Source organism: Rhizobium sp. CAU 1783, assembly GCF_054551725.1.
Window position 1 is genome coordinate 187,643 of sequence record NZ_JBTOLM010000004.1, and the last position, 22,580, is coordinate 210,222.

Here is a 22,580-nt window from a genome sequence, read left to right on the forward strand (position 1 = left end):
GAAAGTTCATCGGCGCCATGCTCGTCTGCAGCTGCAATTACATCACCGACAGGGAAATCAGGGACGTCATCAACGAGCTCCTTGACGAGGACTGTTGGCAGCTGATCGTTCCGGCGAAGGTCTATCATGCGATGGGCAAACGGGGCCGTTGCTGCGGCTGCTTCCCGAACGTCGTCGACATCATCATCCGCACCACCGAAGATTATCACGCGTCGCGCCAGACCGACGGTGCGGAAGTGGTCGATTTCATGGAACGCTTGAAGCGTTTCCACGAAGAGCAGAAGACTGCAAGCCTGGAGCGCCGCCAGCGTGCCGCGCAGGTGGCCTGACCCTCTGTTTTCTTTCACTGCCGCATTCCGTTCCGATACCCGTCGCCGAGGACCGGGGTTCTGCCTTTCGCACGCCCTCTTCTGTATACCGACATTTCCCGGCCTGTCGTCATGGCGGTGCCTGTCGGCGTCGCGTACGGCACCCGGCGGCGCTTCGGCTACAAGAGCCGGCGCCTTTCCCGGCAGGAACGCCTCCCGGCGAACTGCGTTGAAAGCCCTGCGTTTCACGGTCTTAACGTCGCCCAGTTCCAATCAGTGCTCGCGGCTTCGCGGTGGTGCCTCCGCCAGAGCGCCATCGGCGTCACGTCCGGACGGCATCAGCCGAAGTGCCGCCGAGTCGGCGTGGCGACGCGGGAACCAGGGTAGACCTCGCTCGTTTCACGCTTGCTCGACAGCTTCCGGCAATTCTGCTCTATTCTCAGAACCAAGAACACAAGAAGGGTGATTTATCATGAAGGGTGATCAGAAAGTAATCGACCGATTGAACGAGGCTCTGTTCCTCGAGCTTGGTGCGGTCAATCAGTACTGGTTGCACTACCGCCTTCTCGATGACTGGGGCTTCACCAAGCTTGCCAAGAAGGAGCGCGCCGAATCGATCGAAGAGATGCAGCATGCGGACAAGCTGATCTCGCGCATCATCTTTCTCGAAGGCCACCCGAACCTGCAGACCGTGGCACCGCTGCGTATCGGCCAGAACGTCAAGGAAGTGCTCGAGGCCGACCTCGCCGGCGAATATGACGCCCGCACCGCCTACAAGGCATCGCGCGACATCTGTTCCCAGGCTGGGGACTATGTCAGCATGAAACTCTTCGAAGAGCTCTTGATGGACGAAGAGGGCCATATCGACTTCCTGGAGACCCAGCTTGAGCTGCTGTCGAAGATCGGCGAAGAAAAATACGGCCAGCTCAACGCCGACTCGGCGGATTCCGCCGAATAACAAGGCGGATCGGGCCTGCCCGAACAGGACAGGCCATCATCATCAAATTGCGTGGCGCGATCAGCGCCACGCCGACGGTTCGATGTTTGCCCCGCGCGGTTGCGACCAAGGTCCCGAAAAGACAGCTCACGTCTCGCGGCGCAAAGAGCACAGGGCGCTGAGCTCCCGTCTCACTTCCAAGTCATCTTTCCGTCACGCCGCCGCCTTGCTCGGGCAATCGTGCGGGAGCGTTTGGCTTCGACGGTTCTGACCGGCCTGGGCCGGGCAGGTCGCATGCAACGCGCTCAATGCAGTTCCGATGGCCAGCGTCCCGGGGTCTCACGGATCGGCCCTATCGGCGAAGACCGGCCACCTGACCACCCAGAGCCCCCGTTCGAACCGCGTGCTCGTCCGCCGAGTCACCGACCTTTGTTTGAGAAAGGCCAGCGGATGCAGGGTAACCTCATTTCCACTCGAAGAGTTTTTCGGTGCGGAATGGCCGCTCGCGAACGAGGACGGAGGGATCCGGCAGGGCTTCTGCATAGCGGACGGCATCCTGATCATCGTTGAAGCCGACGAAGATCATCGCCATCGACCGCGCCATCGGCTGGCCCTTCTTGCGATAGGCGAAGCGGAAAGCGCAGGATGGATATTGTGACCCGATTGCCGTCAGGCCCTGAAAGGGGTCGCCGTCCATCGCGCCGGCGCTGCCGTCGAGCGCGAGGAACTGGCCCAGCGCCATGAAATGGTCGATGGCTGCGAAGGCGGCCTTCTGGGCAATCTGGCGATTGCTCTCGTCCGGGCCGGAGCGGCCGTAGTAGAGGCTGTCGATAAGCCCTTTCCGCCTGCTCGTTTCATAGACGACCAAGCGGCCGGCGGCCGCCAGCTCCACATGGAGATCGAAGGTCTGGAACAGGTCAGGCTGTCCGTCGAGTTCGGCAAACAGAACCCGCAGGTCTTTTACATAATCCGCATAACGCGCGGCTGTCATGGTATTCGTTCCCTGTTCATTGACATTTGTTGCGGCGCCCTGCCGGGCCGAGCCGGCGCCGCACGATGACCCCGGTCGAAGGCCAATGCCCACGCGTCGGCTGCCGATTGTTCACAGCCGACTGCCCCGCCGCCCGCCGTGATGGGGAGCGAGGCCCGGCGGTGCGCCCCACTCAGGCAGCCAGATGGATGAATTCGGCGACGACCTGATCATATACGGCGCGCTTGAAGGGGACGATCAGGTCGGGCAATTCCCGCATCGGCTTCCATGCCCAGGCATCGAACTCGGCGACGTGGCCGCCGGGCGGTGGATCGATGGCGATCTCGCTGTCATCGCCCTCGAAGCGGAAAGCGAACCAGCGCTGTGTCTGGCCCCGATAGCGGCCCTTGAGCCCGATGCCGATGAGTTCCCGCGGCAGGTCGTAGTTGATCCAGCGGCCGGCTTCGGCAAGCAGCGAGACGCTCTTCATGCCGGTCTCTTCATAAAGCTCGCGGATAGCGGCGGTGAGCGGGTCTTCCCCGTCATCGATCCCGCCCTGGGGCATCTGCCAGAGCATCGGGGAGCCGTCGTATTCGGAGTTGCCTTCCGGGATGCGCCGGCCGGCCCAGACGAGGCCGGCCCGGTTCAGCACCATGATGCCGACACAGGGGCGGTAGGGCAGGTCTTCGGGTTCAAGCCGGGGCGGCATGTTGGTCTCCATCTGGATCCTCTTTACTCCACGGCGTCGGCGGCAAGGGCCGAGACGCCAACGATTTCGATGCCGCGGGCTTTCGCCTCTTCGCTCCATTCGCGCACGGCGGCGATGGTCTCGTCGAAGGCGGAGGCCGTGCCGATGGCCTGTCCGTTGCGGCGGGCGATGCGTTCCAGTTCGTCGAGCTTGGCGAGCACGGCCTGCTTCTCCGGCTGGCCGTCGAGCAGCAGGTCGCCGTCCGCATAGGGCATGCCGATGGCCTTGGCAAATCCGTCCGTCAGCGAGCGGGCGGTGGAGCCGTCATCGAGGAAGAGCAGCCCGCGCTGGCCGATGTCGCGCACCACCGGCTCGAAGGCGGCCGCATCCGACATGAACTTGCCGCCCATGTAGTTCATGACGCCGGTGTAGTTGGTGATACGGCCCAGGGCCTGGTGCAACTTCTTCAGGCTCTCTTCGGGCCGGTCGCTGGTCAGCAGGGTGCCTCTGCCCGGATCGTTTTCCGGATAGTCGAAGGGCTCGAGCGGGATCTGCAGCAGGATCTCGTGGCCCTTCATCCGGGCCTCCTGCATCCAGCGCGACAGGCTGTTGCCGGTGGAGGCGAAGGCGAGCGTGACCTCTTCCGGCAGGTCCCGAATAGCGCGCAGGCTACCGGTCTGGCTGAGCCCGATGCCGCCGACGACGATCGCGATACGGGTGCCGCGGGCGCCGGACCACGGGCGGGCATACTGGTCGACCGGGCGTTGGCCGTCAGGCCCGACGACGGGAAGGCGGCCTTCGGCCGTCTCCTCGATCAGGTCGTCGTTGGGAAGCGCGGCAAGACGGCCTTCCTGCCCGAGATTGCGATTGTCGATTAGCACGGGGCCCTTGCCGTCGCGGGGCTTGGGCGAGAATTTGGTGACCACCGATCCGTCGTCGGTCAGCGTGCGTTCCACTGACGCGCCGCCGAGAGGCCGGCTGTTCGCCATGGCCTGTCCGTTGTCAGCTGCGCCCGCGGCCGGTTTCGTCTTGCCGGCGCCGCTCGTGGCGTCTTGTGCTGGTTCGGTGGCCGGGACGGGTGTCTGAAGGGGAAGCGGCTCAAAGGCCGAATAGGTTGAAAGCCCCAAGATGGAGAGGGCAGCGATTCCGCCGAAAACGGCGGAGGCCGGAGGACGGCGGAGCGGCCTTTTCGCGGCCTTGCGATCCTGGCCGAGCGGTGCGTGCAGATCAGCGCCCAAATTGTCGTCCGCTCCCGTCGGGTCGCAAATGTGTTCGGGCGCCGAATTGCTCCGGCGCCCAATTGCTTACTTTGCGACGACGGCCTTTGCCGGGTCGGCGGGGAAGGACGGATCCGTCTTCACGCCACGCAGCAGGTCGAGCGCATAGTTGAGTTGCATGTCATCCTTGGCTTCCGGCGGGACGTAGGCGGACGAGCCGGAGCCTTCGTCGTTCTCGTTCTGGCCCTTGATGTGGCCCTTGAGCGAGGATTCGCCTTCCGCACGGACCTTGCCCTGCAGTTCTTCTGGCAGCGGTTGGTCGACCTTGATGTCCGGCTCGATGCCGGTGCCCTGGATCGACTTGCCCGACGGGGTGTAATAGAGCGCCGTGGTCAGACGGAGCGCACCCTTTTCGCCCATCGGGATGATGGTCTGGACAGAACCCTTGCCGAAGGAGCGCGTGCCGACAACGGTCGCGCGCTTCAGGTCCTGGAGGGCGCCGGCAACGATTTCAGAAGCCGAGGCGGAGCCGCCGTTGACCAGCACGACGAGCGGCTTGCCGTCGGTCAGGTCGCCGGCGCTGGCGTTGAAGCGGCGGGTGTCTTCCGGATCGCGCGAACGGGTGGAAACCACTTCGCCACGCTCGAGGAAGGCATCCGAAACATAGATCGCCTGATCGAGCAGGCCACCCGGATTGAGGCGGAGGTCGAGGACGAAGCCCTTGAGCTTGTCGGCCGGGACATCTTTCTTGATCTTGGCGATCGCGGCTTCCAGATCGTCATAGGTCTTCTCGGTGAACGAGATGACGCGCAGATAGCCGACATCGCCCTCGACGCGCGACTTCACGGCGCGGATCGGGATGATTTCGCGGACAATAGACAGTTCGATCGGCTTGTCGGCACCCTTGCGGAGGATCGTCAGCTTGATCGGCGTGTTGACCGCACCGCGCATCTTGTCGACGGCTTCCTCAAGCTTGAGGCCGCGCACCGACTCGCCGTCGATTTCGGAGATGAAGTCGCCGGCGAGAATGCCGGCCTTGGAGCCGGGGGTGTCGTCGATCGGGGTGATGACCTTGACCAGTTCCTCTTCCATGGTGACTTCGATGCCGATGCCACCGAATTCGCCACGGGTCTGGGTCTGCATGTCCGCCGCATCCTTGGCGTTCATGTAGGTCGAATGCGGGTCGAGCGAGGTGAGCATGCCATTGATGGCGTTCTCGACCAGCTTCTCCTCGTCCGGCGGCGTCACGTATTGCGCGCGGACGCGCTCGAACACGTCGCCGAAAATCGACAGTTCCTTGTAGGTGGAAGCGCCGGCGGCCTGTGCGGGAATGCCGGCCGAATAGAGAACGCTCATCGCAGTCGCGCCCATCAGCGCACCAACGAGAACAAGAGAGACCCTAGGTATCATTCTGTGCCTTTCCAGAACCGCTTCCGGCCCACCACTGGCGGGAATCAACCGGTTTTCCATCTTTCCGAAATTCTATGTAAAGTGTCGGGCGATCCGTTTCCAGCGCCAATGCCGTCGCGCTCGCCACTCTTTTTTCCCCCATCACCGCCAGCGGTTCGCCGGACAGGACGAACTTGCCCTGACTGGTGTTGATGCGGTCCATGCCTGACAATACCATATGATAACCGTCGCCGGTATTCAGGATGATCATCTGCCCGTAACTGCGGAATTCACCGGCGAAGACAACCCAGCCATCCGCGGGAGCGGTCACCAGCGCCCCGGGCGTCGATGCAATGACCATGCCCTTGGCCTCATGGCCCGTACCGTCCGGATCGCCGAACTGGCGGAGGATATCGCCCGCGGCCGGCAGCTCCAGTTTCTGCTTCAGATCGGAGAAAGCGTATGCCGGGGCAATACGGTTTTTATCGGGCAATGACGATAAGGCAAGCTCGCGCGCCTTCTGGCGCTGCTCCTCGCTTAGGGCCTTCAGGCGCTCTTCCTCGGCACGCGCTTGCTCGGCCGCGTCGCGGACCGAGCGGATCTCGTTTTCCAGGCTGGCGATCAGGCCCTCCATGTTGGAGGCCTTTGCAGCAAGCTCTTCGGCACGGCGCTTCTCGGTCGCGAGTTCCAGCGTGTTCTGGCGCGACAACCGGTCGTTCTCGACCAGCAGCAGATCCATACGCCGCTCTTCCTCCTGCCGGCTGGCCATGGTGGCGATCAGCGTCTCGGTCTCCTTCTCGCCCTCCTTGCGCAGGCGCACGAGTTCGGCGAGATCGTCGGCGAGCTTCTCCGTCTCTTTGCGGATGCCCGGAACGACCGCACCGAGAAGAATGGCAGTGCGCACCGAGGCGAGTGCATCCTCGGGCGTCACGAGCAGGGCGGGCGGCGGGTTGCGTCCCATGCGCTGGAGTGCGGCCAGCACTTCGGCGAGGATCGCACGCCGGTCGCGGAAGGATGCCCGGATCCTGTCCTCGCTCAGCCCCAGATCGGCTAGCTTGCGTCCACCCTCGGCAATCTTGCGCTCTAGGTCCTTGCGACGGGCGGCCGATTCGATGAGGGCGGTCTTCAGGCTTTCGGAGGTCTTGGCGAGCGCTGCGATGCTCGATTCCAATTCCTTCGCCTTGTCGCCGGAGACCTGCATGCTGCGGGAAAGCTCCTGCAGTTCGCGGCCGATCTGGTCGCGTTTCTGGCGCAGGGCGACAGCCGCGTCCCCGGTGCCGGCTTCTGCGTCGGCCGGAGAGGGAGGTGCAGACGGCGACGTCTCTACCGAGGCGGGAGGTGGCGTCTGCGCGGTAGCCTCTTGCGAAGAGCCACCGGCCGGAAGGACAAGCAGGGTTGTGACTGCCAAAGCGCGAAGGAGCAGCGCCCGGCTTCGGCCTGCAGAAACGATCTTGTTGGTCGGACGGTCGTCGTGTCGCAAAGCGCTATCCCGGTTCGCGCGGAAAATACGCTGATTTGCGCCGACAAGCAAAGAGCCCAGAAAGGCCGGCAGGTCATCTCAGACGCGATGGTAGGGATGGCCCGACAAGATGGTGACGGCGCGATAGAGCTGCTCGGCGAGCAGGATGCGGACGAGCTGGTGCGGCCAGGTCATGCGGCCGAGATTGAGAACGAGCCTGGTCTTCTCGCGAAGATCCGGATCGACGCCATCGGCGCCGCCGATGACGATCGCAAGGTCACGCTGGCCGCGGTCGCGATGATCGCCCAGAAGATCGGCAAATTCCTGGCTGTCGAGCGCCTTGCCGCGTTCATCGAGAACGATGACGAGGGCACCTTCCGGCATGGCCTTGACCAACTCCGCCGCCTCCTCGCGCTTGCGGGTGGCGGCGTTAGACGCGCGGCTTTCGGCAATTTCGACCGAACGGAACAATTCGAGCCCGCAGGCAGGCCCGGCCTTGGCGAAACGATCCATATAACGGGACGCGAGTTCCTTCTCCGGTCCGGCTTTCAACCGGCCCACGGCATAAATGCCAACGCGCATGTCCCAATCCTTCCTTGATGGCCGCAAAACCGCTTCAAGCGGCGAACAGCGATGATCGCCGCCTCGTTGTGTTTCGCTGCTGCCGGGATCAGCGGCAGCCGGCCACAGGTCATTAGTGCAGACGTCCTTCCTCGATGTCCGGAGCCGCCCACATCTTCTCGATGTTGTAGAACTCGCGGATTTCGGGACGGAACACATGCACGATGATATCACCGGTGTCGATCAGGACCCAGTCGCCCGTTTCCAGACCCTCAACGCGGGCGGAGCCGAAGCCCTCTTCCTTGAGGTCAGAAATAAGGTGTTCGCTGATCGCCGCCACATGACGGTTCGAACGGCCGGACACGACGACCATGTAGTCGCCCAGCGCGGACTTCCCGGCAATGTTGATGGTGACAATATCTTCTGCCTTGGAGTCCTCGAGGCTTGCGAGGACCAGCTCAAGCGCGCGGGCTGCGGCATCGGCGCCACGTTCCGGGCTTTTCGGGAGGATGGCGTGCATCTTTCCCTTGGTGTGTACTGTTGTCAGAGTTCTTCCTTTCCTTGAATAACAGCACGAAGGCGATTCCCGTTTCGGCAATCGCTGATAGAAGGTGGCATCGATCCGTCAATCTTTCAAGAGATCGGTGCGCTGGGAGGACTGGCAGAGCTCACTTTCCGGCCGCTTCGCGCAGCGCCGTCGAGCTCAGCGTGGAGCGCGGGCCATGGATGAAGGTCCAGGCCGGCGCCTTTTTCGTCCAGAGCACGCCCGCATCGTCCTCGTCTATGCGTGCATAGTCGAAGGTGCGGGCCATCTTGGAGGACAGGTAGGAGAGGGTCGAACCCGGCCGGTCGATGACGGCGATCGGGAAGGTGGTCGCGATGTGCCGCCAGCGCTGCCAGCGATGGAATCCTGCCAGGTTGTCGGCACCCATTATCCAGACGAAACGGGCGTCCGGATTGCGGGCCTTGATGGAGTCCAGGGTGCGGGCGGTGTAGCTGGTGCCGAGCGTCAGCTCGAAAGCCGTGACCTTGATGCGGGGGTCGGAGGTGATCGCCTCGCATTTCTCCAGCCGTTCGGCGAGCGGAGCGAGGTTGCTGCGGCTCTTCAAGGGATTGCCGGGCGTCACGATCCACCAGAGCTGATCAAGACCAAGGCGCCGGAGCGCGATCTCGGCAACCAGGGCATGCCCCTGATGCGGCGGATTGAAGGAGCCGCCGAAGAGGCCGACGACCATGCCGCTTTCGACATGCGGCATGCGGCGGTAGCGGTAAGCGATAGGCCCGTCCGTCACGTCAGGGCCGCACCTGTCCGGAGCCGCGCACCCGGTACTTGAACGAGGTCAACTGCTCGACGCCGACCGGGCCGCGGGCATGCATCTTGCCGGTGGCGATGCCGATTTCGGCACCCATGCCGAACTCGCCGCCGTCGGCGAACTGGGTCGAGGCGTTGTGCAGCAGGATCGCCGAGTCGATCTCGTTGAAGAAGCGTTCGACGACCGCCGGATCTTCGGCGATAACCGCTTCCGTATGGTGGGACGAATAGTGTTCGATGTGGTCGATGGCACCGGATACGCCGTCGACGATCGCGACCGCGATGATCGCGTCGAGATATTCGGTGCGCCAGTCTTCCTCGGTCGCCGGCTTGAAACCGGGATGGACCTTCAGCACGGTCGGGGAGGCATGGATCTCGCAGCCGGCTTCGGTCAGGGCCTCCAGCAGAGGCATCAGATGCGTGCCAATCGCGGCGCTGTCGACCAGCAGGGTTTCGGCTGCACCGCAGATGCCGGTGCGGCGCATCTTCGAATTGACGACAATGCGTTTGGCCATCTCCAGATCCGCCGAAGCGTCGACATAGACGTGGCACAGGCCCTCGAGATGGGCGAAGACGGGAACACGCGCTTCCGACTGGACGCGGGCGACGAGGCTTTTTCCGCCGCGTGGAACGATGACGTCGATTGCGCCGCCAAGACCCGTCAGCATGGCGCCGACGGCCGCGCGGTCGCTGACGGGGACCAGCTGGATCGCATCGGCCGGAATGCCGGCGGACTCCAGACCGCGCACGAGGCAGGCATGAATGGCGCGCGAGGAGTTCAGTGAATCCGAGCCGCCCCGCAGGATCACAGCATTGCCGGATTTCAGGCAGAGGGCGCCGGCGTCGGCCGTCACGTTCGGTCGGCTCTCGTAGATGACGCCGATGACGCCGAGGGGCGTGCGGACGCGCTCGATGTGCAGGCCGTTCGGGCGATCCCATTCGGCGATCAACTCTCCCACCGGATCCTTGAGCTCGGCAATCGCGCGAATACCGTCGGCAATCGCGGTCACGCGCTGCGGATTGAGCGTCAAGCGGTCGATGAAGGATCCGGCAAGGCCGCTTTCACGGCCGTTCTTAAGGTCGATGGCGTTGGCGGCAAGGATCGCCGCCTCGTCGGACAGGATCGCGTCCGCCATGGCGAGCAATGCGCGGTTCTTGGCATCCGTCGAGGCGATCGCCAGTGGTCGAGCCGCCGCCCGGGCACGCTGGCCGATGTCGAGCATCAGCGCGTCGATCGTCCTGTCGTTGGTGACGGTATCAAGCATGGGCCTCGTCCCTGATTTCATTCGCTACCTGCCCGGCCTTGCCGGCCGGGTCGGTCATCACGAGATCGTCGCGATGGATCATTGCGGCACGGCCGGCATAGCCGAGCAAAGCTTCGATCTCGCCCGACTTGCGCCCGGCGATCTTGCGGGCGTCTTCCGCATCGTAGGCGGCGAGGCCGCGGGCGATCTCGCGACCCTCGGTGCCGATCACCGAAACCGTGTCACCACGGCTGAACTGTCCGACGACCTGACGCACCCCGGCGGGAAGGAGGCTCTTGCCGGCCTTCAGCGCGGCCTGTGCGCCGGTATCGACGTGCAGGATGCCAGCGGCCTGCAACTGACCGGCGATCCAGGTCTTGCGGGCGGTGGCCGGGGCCTTCGAGGCGGCGAACCACGAATGGCGGGCACCGGTCTCGATCGCCTTCAGTGGATGATCGGTCTTGCCGGAGGCGATGATCATCGCGCAGCCGGCGCCGGTCGCGATCTTGCCGGCATCGATCTTGGTGCGCATGCCGCCGCGCGACAGTTCGGAAGCCGCGCCGCCGGCCATGGCCTCGATCTCCGGGGTGATCTCGGCAATCGTGTCGAGGAAACGGGCATCGGGATCGAGATGGGGCGGGGCAGTGTAGAGGCCGTCGATGTCCGACAGGAGGACCAGCAGGTCGGCGCCGGCCATCGTTGCGACGCGGGCGGCGAGCCGGTCGTTGTCTCCGTAGCGGATTTCCGTGGTCGCCACGGTATCGTTTTCGTTGATGATCGGCACGGCGCCGATCTTCAGAAGCTGCTGCAGGGTGGCGCGCGCATTGAGGTAGCGACGGCGCTCTTCCGTATCGCCGAGGGTGAGCAGGATCTGGCCGGCGACGATCGAGGAGCGCGACAGGCTTTCCGACCAGTGGCGGGCGAGCGCGATCTGGCCGACGGCCGCCGCCGCCTGGCTTTCCTCCAGCTTAAGGGCGCCGGAAGGGAGATCGAGGACGGTGCGGCCAAGGGCGATCGCACCGGATGAGACGACGAGTACGTCGATGCCGCGAGCCTTCAGGCCGGCAATGTCGTCACAGATCGCATCGAGCCAGGCCTTCTTCAGGCCGCTGCCGCGATCGACGAGAAGGGCCGAGCCGATCTTGATGACGATGCGCTTGTAGCGTGACAGCGGCTTGCGGGCGGTCGACATCTATTCGTCGCCTTCCTTGTCTTCCTGGTCACGCTTGCGGTGCTTGTCGCTCTTTTCCCGGAGCTCGACGTCTCCGTTCTCGGCGACAATGATGTCGCGGAGCGTGCGCAGCGCCTCAGTCATGCCCTTGCCCGTCACGGCCGACAAAAGGAGCGGCGCCTTGCCGGATGCCTTTTTCAGCTCCTGGGTCTTCTTCTTGAGACTTGCCTCGTCGAGCACGTCGATCTGCGACAGCGCGACGATCTCCGGCTTGTCCTCAAGTCCGCCGCCATAGGCTTCGAGCTCGTGCTTCACAGTCTTGTAGGCCTTGCCGACATTTTCCTCCTGGGCGGAGACGAGATGCAGCAGGACACGGGTGCGCTCGACATGGCCGAGGAAGCGGTCGCCGATGCCGACACCCTCATGTGCTCCTTCGATCAGGCCGGGAATGTCGGCGAGGATGAATTCGCGTTCGTCGATGGTGGCGACGCCGAGATTGGGATGCAGTGTGGTGAAGGGGTAGTTGGCGATCTTCGGCCGGGCACGGGTGACCGAGGCGAGGAAGGTCGACTTGCCGGCATTCGGCAGGCCGACAAGGCCAGCGTCGGCGATCAGCTTCAGGCGGAGCCAGACCGTCTTCTCCTCGCCTTCCAGGCCGGGATTGGCCCAGTTCGGCGCCTGATTGGTCGAGGTCTTGAAGTGGGCGTTGCCGAAGCCGCCATTGCCGCCCTTGGCGAGGCGGAAACGCTGGCCCTCGACCGTCATGTCGACGATCAGGGTCTCGTTGTCTTCCTCGAAGATCTGGGTGCCGACCGGTACCTTCAGCGTCACGTCCTCGCCATTGGCACCGGTGCGGTTGCGCCCCATGCCATGCGTGCCGGTCTTGGCCTTGAAATGCTGCTGGAAGCGGAAGTCGATGAGCGTGTTGAGGCCGTTCACCGCCTCGACCCACACGTCGCCGCCACGGCCGCCGTCGCCGCCGTCCGGACCGCCGAACTCGATGAATTTTTCACGGCGGAAGGAGACGCTGCCGGCGCCACCGTCGCCGGAGCGGATATAGACCTTAGCCTCGTCGAGAAATTTCATGCTTCTGCCATTGATAATGTGTCGGGATAAGCGGCTTTATGTGGGCCATCGATATAGCCGGTTGAAGCGGAGGTCAAAGAGTATCGTGAAGTTCGTCAGCTACAACATCCAGTTCGGCATCGGGCTGGATGGCAAATTCGATCCTCGCCGGATCGCCGACAGCATCGCGGCGGCGGACGTTATCGCCCTGCAGGAGGTGACCCGCGGTTTTCACCGCAACGGGCATGCCGATCTGGTCGAGACCTTCGCCTCGCTCTTTCCCGGCTATTCCCATGTCTACGGGCCGGCCTGCGACGTGTTCGTCGACCACGAGACGATCGACGGGCGCCGGCGCGAACGCCGCTTCCAGTTCGGCAACATGGTGCTGTCGCGCTATCCGATCCTTTCCTGCCGGATGCTGCTTTTGCCGCGCAGCCGCACGTTCGACAAGCTCAACCTGCAGCGCTGCGCGACCGAGGCGCTGATCGACGCGCCCGGCGGACCGCTGCGTGTCTATTCCGTACATCTCGATCACGTCTCGCCGAACGAGCGGATCGCGCAGATCCGCTTTCTCAAGGAGCGGGCGACCAACCATCTCAACGAAGGCGGCGCATTGACGGGCATCAGCGAGTTCGCCCTGCCAGAGCTTCCGCTCGCGCCGGACTATCTGATGCTCGGCGATTTCAACATGGAACCGGAATCGCCGGAATATGTCGAGATGGTCGGTCACGACGACGCCTTTTACGGCCGGGTCGCCCGCGCGGACCAGCCGTTGGATGCCCAGACATGCTGTAGCGGCCACGGCTCGGATGGCTTCAGCTGGGTGAGCCCGGACGGCAAGGTGCGCAAGCATCTCGACTATTGCTTCCTCAGTGGCGGCCTTCAGCCGCGGTTGAAATCCGCCCGAGTCGACACGGCGGCGGACGGATCGGATCATTTCCCGCTCTGGGTCGAGATCGACTGACCGTTGCCGGGCGGCCCGGAGGCTGCCCGGCAAAAGAAAAGCACTCAGCGGCGGAAGGTTTCCGCCGTGAGCTGCGTCTCGATATGCGGCACCAGCGCACTGCGCGAGATACAGTAGATCTCGCTGCAGCGCCGGATCGCGAAGCCCAGTTTCTCCTGCAGACGCAGGGAGGCCGCGTTGTCGGCGAAGACGCCGGAATGGAGCACCGTTTCCGGCATCCGCCGGACGAAGCGCTCGATCGCGGCACCGGCCGCCTCGCTCATCAACCCCTTGCCCCAGTAGAAGCGGTTCAGCCAGTAGCCGAGATGCCACTGGCCGTGCCTGAGCTCGATCGAGACAACGCCGAGATGGACATCGTCCCCGGTCGTAATGGCAAACGCCCAATCAGGGGCAAGGCCGGATGTCGCCCGACTCAACCAGTCGTTCGCATCCTCGCGGTCGTAGGGGACCGGAACCCGCGCCAGCATGCGCGAGATCTGGAAGTCGGACAGCGAAGCGGCGATCGCGTCCGCATCGCTCATGCGATGCGGCCTGAGCGTCAGCCGCGACGTCTCGATGACCGGGCAGGGGCCAGGCATCGGAAGGGTCGTCTTTCTCAAGGGCGCGTTCACCGCATTTCCCCCCAGCTCTTCAGCGACATCCAGGTCTTGCGGTCGAGGCGATACCATTCGACCGGAACCATGCCGCCCATGGCGAGGTTGCCGACCATGCCGGTCCCCTGGAACTGGAAGCCGCACTTCTGTATCACCCGCCGCGAGGCGATGTTGGTGACCCGGCAGCGGGCGTCGATGCGGGCGATGTCGCGGGTGCGGAAGGCCATGTCGATCAAGGCATGGGCCGCTTCCGTCGCATAGCCCTGGTTCCAATGGGGTTCGCCCAGCCAGTAGCCGATTTCCAGCGTGTCCTCGTCATCGGCCTGGGGCTCGAGCGCGCAGCAACCGAGAAACGCGCCGTTTCCGACCTTGGTAATCGCATAGACGCATTTGCCGATCTCGCCAGCCTTCGTACGTCGCACGAAATCGGCGGCGTCCTTTGCCGTATAGGGATGCGGCATGCGCGATACCATCGTTGCGACGGCGGCGTTGTTGGCGAGATGGGCAAGGGCGTCAATGTCGTCTTCGTGCGGCGCGCGCAGGACGAGCCGCTGCGACAGCAAGACGGGGCAATCGCTTCTTAACCGATCCGGCCTCAACCGGTCTTCGGGCGACCTGGACTGGTCGACCCGTGATAATTCGAGTTGCATGATTCAGTCTCCTTCCAGTTGAAAAAAGGCACAAGAAAAAGGGGAGATGGCGTCCCATCTCCCCTGTTTTCTAGACTGAACCTGGTACGGCCAGCCGGGTCGATGAGACGCCGGCTGTTTTAGAGCGTTACCGGCTTTATTCCGCTGCTTCGGCCGTTTTCGGCGCTACGGACACGTATACGCGGCCATTGGCCTTCGTACGGTAGGCGACATTACCGGCGGTGAGTGCAAAGAGGGTATGATCCTTGCCCATGCCGACGTTCGGGCCCGGATGCCACTGGGTGCCGCGCTGACGCACGATAATGTTGCCTGCGACGACGACTTCGCCGCCGAACTTCTTCACGCCAAGGCGCTTGGATTCGGAATCGCGACCGTTACGCGAGGAACCGCCAGCTTTTTTGTGTGCCATTGGAGTTCTCCTTTAAACCTTGTTCCTGTTGAGCGCTTAAGCGGCGACGATGTCGGTGATACGAACCACGGTGTGGTGCTGGCGATGGCCGCGCGAACGCTTGGAGTTCTGGCGACGACGCTTCTTGAAGGCGATGACCTTCTTGCCACGGTTCTGTTCGACGACTTCGGCCTTGACCTTGGCGCCGGCGACGAAGGGAGCGCCGATCTTGGCATCCGCACCTTCGCCGACAACGAGGACTTCGGTGAATTCGATGGTTGCACCAGCTTCGGCTTCCAGCTTTTCGATGGTCAGCACGTCGTTGGCGTTTACGCGGTACTGCTTACCGCCGGTCTTGATGACTGCGAACATTGGTTATCCTTTCATGTTCGTTCCGGCTCTGTCTGGCAACCAGACGACCGTCTTCTTGTCAGTCGGGTATTGGCAGGTGGCGAAATCCCAAGGAACCCGTTACCTGCCGGCGAAGCTCCGCCAGCAGCGGAGAAATCAGGACACAGTTAGCCCATGTCTAATTCACGGGCTCGCATACGTGAGGCCCAAAAAACTGTCAAGATAAAAGCTTGGTCTGGCGTGATATTCGCGCTTGCAAGCCTCAGAATCTCTCGCTATGTAACCCCCGCGCTTCAAACGCGCCGACCAAGTATGACCCGGAGAGGTGGCTGAGTGGTCGAAAGCACCGCACTCGAAATGCGGCATACGGGCAACCGTATCGTGGGTTCGAATCCCACCCTCTCCGCCATTTTTATGATTATAATATTGTTTTAATTGTGTAATTTTTAGTTCCCTGCGATCGGCCCGCCAGTCAGCCCGCCACGAATATCGGGCCCGATATTTTTGTCTGTATCCCCACAAAAAAATCTGAATCCCCCCCGTTGCCAATGACTACGACATTCGGCTAGTTGGAATTCATTGATAGCAATCACTGCGCAAGACGTGCGGTGTCCTTCCTAGAAAGGGACACGTATGTCTTCAGATCCGCAGTTGGGTCTATTCACCTCCCCTGATAAGATTGAAGCTCGCTCCAGCGAGCGATGTGGCCAACCGCACCGCTGTTTCGCCTGATCCCGCTGCCGCTATTTCTGTGGCAGCGCCCGACGTCCTGGCCTCCGCAAGCCCTCGGGCGGCTGGAAGTGTCGGTCTCCGCCCCAAGGACGTGGCTGTCGCACTTGCCAAGCCTCACGCTGACGAGCGCTATCTTTCCGTTCAGGATGTAGCGCGCCGCTATGCGATCAGCGTCCAGACCGTCTGGCGCCACACCAAGCACAATCCTGCCTTCCCGAAGCCGATCAAGCTGCTGGGCGGCTCTACCCGCTGGCGCATGAGCGATATCCTGGCCTTCGAGGTCTCGCGTCAGGAGGTCAGCCGATGACCGCCGACAACACGTCCAGGAAAAAGCGCCGTAATCTGCAGAGCAATCGAAGGGCCAGGATCCATCAGCTCTATTCGAGCGATGATGTCATCAAGCTCTATGGGATCTCACGCAATACCCTCATCAACTGGGTTGCCGACGGCCTTCCCTTCATTGATGCCGAACCGCGCCTGTTTCGCGGTTCTGACCTCAACGACTTCCACGGTCGACGCCGGAAGAGAGCCGCAGGAGAACCACTCGGCCAGTTTCTGGTCAAGTGCTTCGGGTGCAAGCGTGCTCATTCACTGCTTGAGGGGGATGTTTCGGTTTCTGCCGGTCGCACTGACGGGGTCTTCCGGGTTTCCAGGGTCTGCCCGGAGACCGGAGTGACGGCGAACAGGTTCGTTTGCACCGAGGAATTGGAGCCCCTCCAGAGGCTGCGCCAAACCAATCCCGGAGGCGAGACTCCCGACTAATATTTTTCCTCAGTGCAGTCTAGGTTTGCGCAAAACGCCAGGTCACGAGTTCGTGGCTGCTCGTGACCTGCTCCCCTGGAATGTCTTCGGTTTGAGGTTAGCTCTGTTCTCCGGAGAAGGAGACAGAGAATGAAGCGTTCCCGTTTCAGCGACGAGCAGATCATCGGTATTTTGAAGGAGCATCAGGCCGGGCTCTCGGCTGTTGAGCTGTGCCGCAAATGCGGCGTCAGCGACGCGACCTTCTATAAGCGGCGTTCGAAGTATGGCGGCATGGAAGTGGCTGAGGCCAAACGGCTGAAGGCTCTCGAAGATGAGAATGGCAGACTGAAGCGCCTCCTGGCCGACGCGATGCTCGATGTGTCGACGTTGAAGGAGATGCTCGCAAAAAACTTCTGAAGCCCGGCTCAAGGAGGAACGCCGTGACCTGGGCAATGAAAGAAAAGGGCTACTCGCAGCGCCGAGCTTGCGGCCTGGTCGACATCGATCCGCGTGTGTTCCGCTATCGGTCGACGCGGGGAGATGATGTCGCGATCCGCGCGAGGCTAAAAGAACTCGCCAACCAGAGGCGTCGCTTCGGCTATCGTCGCTTGCATATCCTGTTGAAGCGGGAAGGTGTCGAGATCAACTGGAAGAAGCTCTACCGGCTCTACAGGCAGGAGTGGCTGACCGTGCGCAAGTGTGGCGGCCGCAAACGAGCCTTGGGAACCCGAGCGCCGATGGCAGTTCCTCAGGGGCCGAACCAGCGCTGGAGCCTGGACTTCGTCTCGGATGCTCTGGTCGACGGCAGACGCTTCCGGATTCTCTGTGTTCTCGACGACTTCAGCCGAGAGTGCCTTGCGACCGTGGTCGACAACTCGCTGTCCGGCGAGCGTGTCGGTCGCGAGTTGGACAAGATCGCGTTTAGGACGGGCTATCCCCGCATGGTCGTCTCGGACAACGGAACCGAGCTGACGTCGAATGCCATCCTTAAATGGCAGCAGGATCACGCGATCGAGTGGCACTACATCGCGCCGGGCAAGCCGATGCAAAATGGCTTCGTGGAAAGCTTCAATGGACGTCTGCGTGATGAATGCCTCAACGGGCACCTCTTCACGAGCTACCGCCATGCGGGGCAGATTATCGAAGACTGGAGAAACGACTATAACCTGAACCGTCCCCACACGAGCCTCAACGGCTTGACCGCTTGTGAGTTTGCAACCCGGTCCAGACAGGACCAGAAAATGAACAGAGCTAACTTATAAACGCGGACATTAAGGGGAGCAGGTCACCCTTGCTGGAGGGTCGGTGGATGCCTTCAGGGAGCGCAAAGACTGCCTGCTCGCCAAATCACTGTATGCTCGTTGACGCAATCAGCCTGAAATCGGCATTCGATCTAACAGGCTCCGACCTCCTTAGCGATCACGCAAGGGCTTGAGAAACGGGCTGGACAGTATCTCTTCGGTGTTCAGGCGGTGATGGGCGATAAACCCTTTAGGGTTGATGTCTCCCTGACGCAGCAGGGACAGCAAGGTTGCGGCGTAACCAGTCGCGACCGAGGTCAAGGCGTTGAATGGCCCCTTCTGCTGGTCCGGCGAGAAACGATAGCAGAGTGTCTTTTCGGTCGGAAGCCGGCCGCGAGTTCCGCGGGCCGTCACCATCAGCAGGAGGACATCGTCCTCGATGATCGGCAGGCCGTTGCACAGCAGGGAGCGCAGCATGTCGCGTCGGCTGCGAAGGCCGAGGTCATCCAGCAGAAAGCGCATGTAGTCGAGATGGCCGGGATAGCGGATCGTCTTGAACGTGACGTTCTTCAGTGAAGAGTTGGAGAAGATCGACAGGTCTCCGACGCCGCCTGACGTGATGAACTCTTCGTAGTTGACGCCGTCTATGCTGAGCTTCCCATGCTCCTCGAGGGGCGCCAGCATCACCGGCTGGCCGTCCCTGATGGCGGCGCTCGGGCGGGTGTATTCGTCGATCAGTCCATCGACATTCCAGATCTGGCCATAACCGAGCCGGTTGGTCGGAAAGCGCGGCACGGCACCCACGCGAATGGTGAGATCCGTCACGCCGAAGCTTTCCTCCAGCAGTCCGCAGGCGATATTGCCGATCATGCCGGGAGAAACACCGCAGCCGTTGAAGACGGCGCGCCGGCCGGAGAGTTCGGCCAGGACCTCGCGCGTTTCCCGTCCTGCGCAAGAGAAATCCAGATAATGGACATTGGCTCGCGCTGCTGCCCGGGCAATCTCGGACACGGCCGTCTCCGGCACGGCCGCGACCGCGACGTCCTGCCCCGAAAGCAGGGCGGGAAGGTCTTCGGGATGACGGAAGGTGCGCAATGTCGCGTCGAGCTGCATGGCGCGAAGGCTATCGAGTGCTTCTTCCGAACGGTCGATGATCTCCAGGGAGAAGTCGGCGTTTTTCGACAGGGTCACAGCCAAGGCCGTCCCGATCTTGCCGGCGCCGAATATGCTGACCTTCAACTTTGCCATGCCCGTGTCTACCCCTTGAACCGCGCTACGAAGCCTTGCAGCCGCGGGTTCTGCGGATTGAGGATCACCTGCTCGGCCGTGCCGGTTTCGGCGATCACGCCCTGGTCGAGGAAGAGCACGCGGCTTGCGACGTCGGCGGCAAAGGCCATTTCATGGGTGACGATCGCCATGGTCATGCCCTTGTCGGCGAGGCTGCGGATGACGGCGAGGACCTCGCCGACCAGTTCGGGATCGAGCGCGCTCGTCACCTCGTCGAGCAGCAGCACTTCGGGCTCCATGGCCAGCGCCCGGGCGATCGCCACGCGCTGTTTCTGGCCGCCCGACAGATGGTTCGGATAGGCGGCATGCTTCTCCGCAAGCCCCACCTGGGCCAGCAGATCCATCGCCAGTTCCTCCGCCTCCCGTCTGGGCCGCTGGCAGACGACGACCGGTCCTTCGGTCACGTTCTGCAGCACGGTCTTGTGCGGGAAGAGGTTGAAGTGCTGGAACACCATACCGACATGGCGACGCAGCGTGCCGATGCCGATCGTTTCGCCCTTGTCGCGGAAGGCCTGGCCGACCGCCTTGTCCCGAAAGCGGATCGTGCCCCCGGTCGGGATCTCCATCATGTTGAGGCAGCGGATGAAGGTCGACTTGCCCGAGCCCGACGGGCCGATCAGCGCAACGACCTCGCCGCGTTCGAGACTGAGGTCAAGGCCCTTGAGCACTTCATGCGTGCCATAGCTCTTGCGCAGGGCCTGCGCCTCGATGATCGGTGCCTTGGCGTGAGAATTCTGTGTCATGTCCGTGCATCCGTTCCGTTAGTCGCTGACCCTGAGGCGCCGTTCGATCCAGTCCGCAGCCTGGGTCAGCGGCAGGAGCATGGCGATGTAGAGGCCGGCCATGAGCGTGTAGGACTCGAGTGGCCGATAGGTCTGGCCGTTGACCACCGCCGCCATGTAGGCGAGGTCGGCAACCGAGATGACCGAGACCAGCGAGGTGTTCTTGAACTGGATCACCGACTGGTTGATGAAGGATGGCAGCACCCGCTTCATCGCCTGCGGCAGGATGATCCGTTTCATCGACTGCCACGGGCTCATGCCGATCGCGGCAGCAGCCTCCCGCTGACCCTTGTCGATCGAGACGATCCCGCCGCGGAAGATCTCCGCATAGAAGGCCCCGACATAAAGCGACAGCGTCAGCATCGCCGCTAGGCGATTATCGATCGAGCCGCCGACCAGAAGCGGGAAGGCGTAGTAGAACCAGAGAAGCTGGACGAGCAAAGGCGTGCAGCGGAAAATTTCCTGGTAGACGCGGGCGATGCCCGAGAGGATCCTGAAGCCGGAAAGGCGCGCAGCGCAGGTCACGAAGCCGATCACGACGCCGAAGACGATCGAGCCGAAGGTGTAGAGAACGGTGATCCAGAGGCCCCAGAGAAAGAGATCCCAGTATTGCCATACGGCATGGAAATCCCAGCTGTAACTCATCGGCCACCTCCGATGCTGCCGGTGACCGGGCCAGCGGGACAATGCCCGTGCCGGGCCTGCCGATTGTCGTCAGTCCTGTCTGTCATTCTTGTTCCCCTGGATCTTGCGCCGGCCCCGTCCGAAGCCAAGGCCGGCGGTTGATAGTCCTACGTCCGTTGAGCACGGACAATGCAAAGGTGATGTCGCTGCTTAGCGCATTTCTTGGAAGGCGGCCGATGCGGAGGCGAAACGACCGAGGATCCCGGCGAGCCGGTCGCGATTGGCAGCGGAGACCGGAACCATGGGAAGCCGCATCTCGGGCCCGGCGAGATTGGAAAGGGCGAGCGCTGCCTTGACCGGTCCCGGGTTGGATTCGATGAACATGCCGTCCGTCAGTTCCGCGATCAGGTCGTGCAGTGCAAGGGCGCGCGCCGTGTCGCCGGCCCTCCAGGCCTCCACCAGCTGCACCATCTCGTGCGGCGCGACATTGGCCACCACGCTGGTAACGCCGACAGCGCCGAGCGACAGAAAGGGCAGGGTGAGCCCGTCATCGCCGGAATGGATGATCAGCCGCTCGCCGCAGGCCGCGCGCAGCTGGGTGACGCGGGCGGCCGATCCGCCGGCCTCCTTGATCGCAACGATGTTGTCATGGCGATCGAGCAAGGCCGCGCAGGTCTCCGGGGCGATCTCGACGCCGCAGCGGCCGGGCACGGAATAGAGCATGACCGGCAAGGATGTGGCTTCGGCCGCTGCGCCGTAATGGGCGATCAGGCCCGCCTGGGTCGGCTTGTTGTAATAGGGCGTGACGATCAGGACGGCGTCGGCCCCGGCCTTTTCGGCGCGCTTCACCTTTTCGACCGTCTTCTTCGTGTCGTTGGCGCCGGCGCCCGCCATGACCAGGACGCGCCCGGCGGCGAGCTTCACGGTGCGGGCGATCAGGGCATCGGCCTCCTCGTCGGAAAGGGTGGCCGCCTCGCCGGTCGTGCCGACGGGAACGAGGCCGGCGACGCCGGCTTCGATCTGGCGTTCGACCAGTGCGTCATAGGCGGCCATATCGACAGCGCCGTCCTTGAAGGGCGTGACGAGGGCGGTGAAGACGCCGTTGAAGCGTTCGTGAAGGTCCTGCATGGTCATGTTCCTCTCTCGTATCATCAGTCGTTCAGGCTGTCCGCCAAGCTGTATCGGCCGGCAGGGCGCGGTGTGGAAACCAGCCATTGCGCAGCGGCGAGCGCCCCTTCGGCATAGGCTGCGCGTGTGTGGACGCGGTAGGTGAGAACGGCCTCGGCCGATCCCATGTCGAAACGGATCTCGTTGACGCCGACCGTGTCACCCTCGCGGTTGACGATGATCGTCGGTTCGGGCGCGGCAAAGCCCATGGCCCGGCTTCGCGCCTCGAAGAGCTGGCGGGCCAGGAGACGCGAGGTGCCGGACGGGTCTGCTTTCTTGCGGGCATGGTAGGTTTCGCTAACCGCCGCCTCGGCATCCGGCATGCGCCTCGCGAAATCGACGCCGGCCCGCCGGAAGGCCTCGAATCCGTGAGCAAAATTCGCGCTGAGGAGCATCGGGCGATGGAGGCAGAATCGTGTGAGGCACTCGTCTTCCTCGATCATGAAGCCGGTGGTGCCGATCACCATCGGGATCGGCTTCGTGCCGATATCCGCCTGCAGGGCAAGACTTGCGGCCGGCGTCGAGAAATCGATCATGACGTCGCAATGGCTCTTCATCGCCGCCTCGGCGGGACGATACTCGATGCTGCCCCCCGCGACCGGCGTGCCGATAAGGCGCGATCCGGGAGAGACCAGGGCCGCGGCCAGTTCCAGCCCCGGATTGGCGAGGATGAGTTCGACGAGCCGGGTCCCGACCCGGCCCGATGCCCCCATGATGGCGATGCGCATGGCCTCTCTCC

At 63.0% G+C, this 22,580-nt stretch carries 26 protein-coding genes and 1 tRNA gene; 7 read left to right on the forward strand and 20 right to left on the reverse strand.

Annotation, left to right across the window (positions count from 1 at the left end; genetic code table 11):
* Window positions 1-17 precede the first annotated feature (17 nt).
* Both ACX93L_RS17315 and bfr read left to right on the forward strand, forming a co-directional pair.
* Window positions 18-329 carry a (2Fe-2S)-binding protein gene (locus ACX93L_RS17315; protein WP_169593362.1) on the forward strand — a complete coding sequence of 104 codons (312 nt, stop codon included), beginning with the start codon at window positions 18-20 and terminating at the stop codon, window positions 327-329.
* A gap of 451 nt (window positions 330-780) precedes the next feature.
* Window positions 781-1,266, forward strand: a complete 486-nt coding sequence (gene bfr / locus ACX93L_RS17320) for a bacterioferritin (RefSeq protein WP_459405971.1) — start codon at window positions 781-783, stop codon at window positions 1,264-1,266.
* Window positions 1,267-1,708: 442 nt separating this feature from the next.
* On the opposite strand, the gene ACX93L_RS17325 is transcribed toward bfr, so the two are convergent.
* The 11 genes from ACX93L_RS17325 to obgE all read right to left on the reverse strand — a co-directional run bounded on the left by ACX93L_RS17325 (window position 1,709) and on the right by obgE (window position 12,342).
* Window positions 1,709-2,236: a hypothetical protein gene (locus ACX93L_RS17325; protein ID WP_459405972.1), complete on the reverse strand. Its 528-nt coding sequence runs from the start codon at window positions 2,234-2,236 to the stop codon at window positions 1,709-1,711.
* Window positions 2,237-2,408: 172 nt separating this feature from the next.
* A complete protein-coding gene (locus ACX93L_RS17330) occupies window positions 2,409-2,924 on the reverse strand; it encodes an RNA pyrophosphohydrolase (protein WP_459405973.1) in 516 nt (171 codons plus the stop codon).
* A gap of 23 nt (window positions 2,925-2,947) precedes the next feature.
* Window positions 2,948-4,141 carry a divergent polysaccharide deacetylase family protein gene (locus ACX93L_RS17335; protein ID WP_459405974.1) on the reverse strand — a complete coding sequence of 398 codons (1,194 nt, stop codon included), beginning with the start codon at window positions 4,139-4,141 and terminating at the stop codon, window positions 2,948-2,950.
* A gap of 66 nt (window positions 4,142-4,207) precedes the next feature.
* Entirely contained in the window at window positions 4,208-5,530 is a 1,323-nt protein-coding gene (locus ACX93L_RS17340) for a S41 family peptidase (protein WP_459405975.1), read from the reverse strand.
* Window positions 5,520-6,902: a murein hydrolase activator EnvC family protein gene (locus ACX93L_RS17345; protein ID WP_459406247.1), complete on the reverse strand. Its 1,383-nt coding sequence runs from the start codon at window positions 6,900-6,902 to the stop codon at window positions 5,520-5,522. The genes ACX93L_RS17340 and ACX93L_RS17345 overlap by 11 nt, the downstream gene beginning before the upstream one ends.
* A gap of 165 nt (window positions 6,903-7,067) precedes the next feature.
* Window positions 7,068-7,550: a 23S rRNA (pseudouridine(1915)-N(3))-methyltransferase RlmH gene (gene rlmH, locus ACX93L_RS17350; RefSeq protein ID WP_459405976.1), complete on the reverse strand. Its 483-nt coding sequence runs from the start codon at window positions 7,548-7,550 to the stop codon at window positions 7,068-7,070.
* Between the two features lie 112 nt (window positions 7,551-7,662).
* A complete protein-coding gene (gene rsfS / locus ACX93L_RS17355) occupies window positions 7,663-8,049 on the reverse strand; it encodes a ribosome silencing factor (RefSeq protein WP_169593380.1) in 387 nt (128 codons plus the stop codon).
* Between the two features lie 148 nt (window positions 8,050-8,197).
* Window positions 8,198-8,785 (reverse strand): nicotinate-nucleotide adenylyltransferase, encoded by a 588-nt coding sequence (locus tag ACX93L_RS17360; protein WP_459406248.1) that lies wholly within the window; start codon window positions 8,783-8,785, stop codon window positions 8,198-8,200.
* 37 nt (window positions 8,786-8,822) lie between these two features.
* Window positions 8,823-10,106 (reverse strand): glutamate-5-semialdehyde dehydrogenase, encoded by a 1,284-nt coding sequence (locus ACX93L_RS17365; RefSeq protein WP_459405977.1) that lies wholly within the window; start codon window positions 10,104-10,106, stop codon window positions 8,823-8,825.
* Window positions 10,099-11,277, reverse strand: a complete 1,179-nt coding sequence (gene proB / locus ACX93L_RS17370) for a glutamate 5-kinase (RefSeq protein WP_459405978.1) — start codon at window positions 11,275-11,277, stop codon at window positions 10,099-10,101. The genes ACX93L_RS17365 and proB overlap by 8 nt, the downstream gene beginning before the upstream one ends.
* Complete coding sequence (obgE, locus tag ACX93L_RS17375; RefSeq protein WP_459405979.1) at window positions 11,278-12,342, reverse strand: GTPase ObgE; 1,065 nt, start codon at window positions 12,340-12,342, stop codon at window positions 11,278-11,280. It lies immediately after the preceding gene.
* 85 nt (window positions 12,343-12,427) lie between these two features.
* Here obgE and ACX93L_RS17380 point away from each other — a divergent pair, with 85 nt between their 5' ends.
* Window positions 12,428-13,285 carry an endonuclease/exonuclease/phosphatase family protein gene (locus ACX93L_RS17380; protein ID WP_459405980.1) on the forward strand — a complete coding sequence of 286 codons (858 nt, stop codon included), beginning with the start codon at window positions 12,428-12,430 and terminating at the stop codon, window positions 13,283-13,285.
* 44 nt (window positions 13,286-13,329) lie between these two features.
* On the opposite strand, the gene ACX93L_RS17385 is transcribed toward ACX93L_RS17380, so the two are convergent.
* From ACX93L_RS17385 to rplU, 4 genes are all read right to left on the reverse strand, one after another.
* On the reverse strand, window positions 13,330-13,863 hold the full coding sequence (locus tag ACX93L_RS17385; protein WP_459406249.1) for a GNAT family N-acetyltransferase: 534 nt from the start codon (window positions 13,861-13,863) through the stop codon (window positions 13,330-13,332).
* 29 nt (window positions 13,864-13,892) lie between these two features.
* The gene (locus tag ACX93L_RS17390; RefSeq protein WP_459405981.1) at window positions 13,893-14,528 is read right to left on the reverse strand and encodes a GNAT family N-acetyltransferase; all 636 of its coding nucleotides are present in this window, start codon (window positions 14,526-14,528) and stop codon (window positions 13,893-13,895) included.
* Window positions 14,529-14,664: 136 nt separating this feature from the next.
* Window positions 14,665-14,937, reverse strand: coding sequence for a 50S ribosomal protein L27 (gene rpmA, locus ACX93L_RS17395; protein WP_169593396.1), 273 nt, complete (start codon window positions 14,935-14,937; stop codon window positions 14,665-14,667).
* Window positions 14,938-14,973: 36 nt separating this feature from the next.
* Window positions 14,974-15,288, reverse strand: a complete 315-nt coding sequence (gene rplU / locus ACX93L_RS17400) for a 50S ribosomal protein L21 (RefSeq protein WP_459405982.1) — start codon at window positions 15,286-15,288, stop codon at window positions 14,974-14,976.
* A gap of 298 nt (window positions 15,289-15,586) precedes the next feature.
* On the opposite strand from rplU, the gene ACX93L_RS17405 reads away from it, so the two are divergent.
* The 4 genes from ACX93L_RS17405 (at window position 15,587) to ACX93L_RS17420 (ending at window position 18,002) form a co-directional block, all read left to right on the forward strand.
* Window positions 15,587-15,676, forward strand: a tRNA-Ser gene (locus ACX93L_RS17405).
* Window positions 15,677-16,090: 414 nt separating this feature from the next.
* Window positions 16,091-16,306 (forward strand): helix-turn-helix transcriptional regulator, encoded by a 216-nt coding sequence (locus tag ACX93L_RS17410; protein WP_459405983.1) that lies wholly within the window; start codon window positions 16,091-16,093, stop codon window positions 16,304-16,306.
* Window positions 16,303-16,761 carry a helix-turn-helix domain-containing protein gene (locus ACX93L_RS17415; protein ID WP_459405984.1) on the forward strand — a complete coding sequence of 153 codons (459 nt, stop codon included), beginning with the start codon at window positions 16,303-16,305 and terminating at the stop codon, window positions 16,759-16,761. The genes ACX93L_RS17410 and ACX93L_RS17415 overlap by 4 nt, the downstream gene beginning before the upstream one ends.
* 129 nt (window positions 16,762-16,890) lie before the next feature.
* Window positions 16,891-18,002 (forward strand): IS3 family transposase gene (locus ACX93L_RS17420; RefSeq protein ID WP_459405985.1). Its coding sequence is split into 2 segments (ribosomal slippage): window positions 16,891-17,143 and window positions 17,143-18,002, totalling 1,113 coding nucleotides; the frame shifts between segments, so codons are not numbered across the junction.
* Between the two features lie 150 nt (window positions 18,003-18,152).
* On the opposite strand, the gene ACX93L_RS17425 is transcribed toward ACX93L_RS17420, so the two are convergent.
* The 5 genes from ACX93L_RS17425 to ACX93L_RS17445 all read right to left on the reverse strand — a co-directional run bounded on the left by ACX93L_RS17425 (window position 18,153) and on the right by ACX93L_RS17445 (window position 22,569).
* Window positions 18,153-19,229 (reverse strand): saccharopine dehydrogenase family protein, encoded by a 1,077-nt coding sequence (locus tag ACX93L_RS17425; RefSeq protein ID WP_459405986.1) that lies wholly within the window; start codon window positions 19,227-19,229, stop codon window positions 18,153-18,155.
* An 8-nt stretch (window positions 19,230-19,237) separates the two neighbouring features.
* A complete protein-coding gene (locus tag ACX93L_RS17430; protein WP_459405987.1) occupies window positions 19,238-20,011 on the reverse strand; it encodes an amino acid ABC transporter ATP-binding protein in 774 nt (257 codons plus the stop codon).
* An 18-nt stretch (window positions 20,012-20,029) separates the two neighbouring features.
* Window positions 20,030-20,695 carry an amino acid ABC transporter permease gene (locus ACX93L_RS17435; protein ID WP_459405988.1) on the reverse strand — a complete coding sequence of 222 codons (666 nt, stop codon included), beginning with the start codon at window positions 20,693-20,695 and terminating at the stop codon, window positions 20,030-20,032.
* 189 nt (window positions 20,696-20,884) lie between these two features.
* Window positions 20,885-21,808, reverse strand: a complete 924-nt coding sequence (dapA, locus tag ACX93L_RS17440) for a 4-hydroxy-tetrahydrodipicolinate synthase (protein ID WP_459405989.1) — start codon at window positions 21,806-21,808, stop codon at window positions 20,885-20,887.
* Window positions 21,809-21,825: 17 nt separating this feature from the next.
* The gene (locus ACX93L_RS17445) at window positions 21,826-22,569 is read right to left on the reverse strand and encodes a dihydrodipicolinate reductase C-terminal domain-containing protein (RefSeq protein WP_459405990.1); all 744 of its coding nucleotides are present in this window, start codon (window positions 22,567-22,569) and stop codon (window positions 21,826-21,828) included.
* Window positions 22,570-22,580 lie beyond the last annotated feature (11 nt).

Bases quoted from the DNA above. Each gene is read 5' to 3' on its own strand.
- ACX93L_RS17315 (WP_169593362.1), top strand. From the start codon at position 18: ATGCTCGTCTGCAGCTGCAATTACATCACCGACAGGGAAATCAGGGAC.
- bfr (WP_459405971.1), top strand. From the start codon at position 781: ATGAAGGGTGATCAGAAAGTAATCGACCGATTGAACGAGGCTCTGTTC.
- ACX93L_RS17325 (WP_459405972.1), bottom strand. From the start codon at position 2,236: ATGACAGCCGCGCGTTATGCGGATTATGTAAAAGACCTGCGGGTTCTG.
- ACX93L_RS17330 (WP_459405973.1), bottom strand. From the start codon at position 2,924: ATGCCGCCCCGGCTTGAACCCGAAGACCTGCCCTACCGCCCCTGTGTC.
- ACX93L_RS17340 (WP_459405975.1), bottom strand. From the start codon at position 5,530: ATGATACCTAGGGTCTCTCTTGTTCTCGTTGGTGCGCTGATGGGCGCG.
- rlmH (WP_459405976.1), bottom strand. From the start codon at position 7,550: ATGCGCGTTGGCATTTATGCCGTGGGCCGGTTGAAAGCCGGACCGGAG.
- rsfS (WP_169593380.1), bottom strand. From the start codon at position 8,049: ATGCACGCCATCCTCCCGAAAAGCCCGGAACGTGGCGCCGATGCCGCA.
- ACX93L_RS17360 (WP_459406248.1), bottom strand. From the start codon at position 8,785: ATGCCGCATGTCGAAAGCGGCATGGTCGTCGGCCTCTTCGGCGGCTCC.
- ACX93L_RS17365 (WP_459405977.1), bottom strand. From the start codon at position 10,106: ATGCTTGATACCGTCACCAACGACAGGACGATCGACGCGCTGATGCTC.
- proB (WP_459405978.1), bottom strand. From the start codon at position 11,277: ATGTCGACCGCCCGCAAGCCGCTGTCACGCTACAAGCGCATCGTCATC.
- obgE (WP_459405979.1), bottom strand. From the start codon at position 12,342: ATGAAATTTCTCGACGAGGCTAAGGTCTATATCCGCTCCGGCGACGGT.
- ACX93L_RS17385 (WP_459406249.1), bottom strand. From the start codon at position 13,863: ATGCCTGGCCCCTGCCCGGTCATCGAGACGTCGCGGCTGACGCTCAGG.
- ACX93L_RS17390 (WP_459405981.1), bottom strand. From the start codon at position 14,528: ATGCAACTCGAATTATCACGGGTCGACCAGTCCAGGTCGCCCGAAGAC.
- rpmA (WP_169593396.1), bottom strand. From the start codon at position 14,937: ATGGCACACAAAAAAGCTGGCGGTTCCTCGCGTAACGGTCGCGATTCC.
- rplU (WP_459405982.1), bottom strand. From the start codon at position 15,288: ATGTTCGCAGTCATCAAGACCGGCGGTAAGCAGTACCGCGTAAACGCC.
- ACX93L_RS17415 (WP_459405984.1), top strand. From the start codon at position 16,303: ATGACCGCCGACAACACGTCCAGGAAAAAGCGCCGTAATCTGCAGAGC.
- ACX93L_RS17425 (WP_459405986.1), bottom strand. From the start codon at position 19,229: ATGGCAAAGTTGAAGGTCAGCATATTCGGCGCCGGCAAGATCGGGACG.
- ACX93L_RS17430 (WP_459405987.1), bottom strand. From the start codon at position 20,011: ATGACACAGAATTCTCACGCCAAGGCACCGATCATCGAGGCGCAGGCC.
- ACX93L_RS17435 (WP_459405988.1), bottom strand. From the start codon at position 20,695: ATGAGTTACAGCTGGGATTTCCATGCCGTATGGCAATACTGGGATCTC.
- dapA (WP_459405989.1), bottom strand. From the start codon at position 21,808: ATGACCATGCAGGACCTTCACGAACGCTTCAACGGCGTCTTCACCGCC.
- ACX93L_RS17445 (WP_459405990.1), bottom strand. From the start codon at position 22,569: ATGCGCATCGCCATCATGGGGGCATCGGGCCGGGTCGGGACCCGGCTC.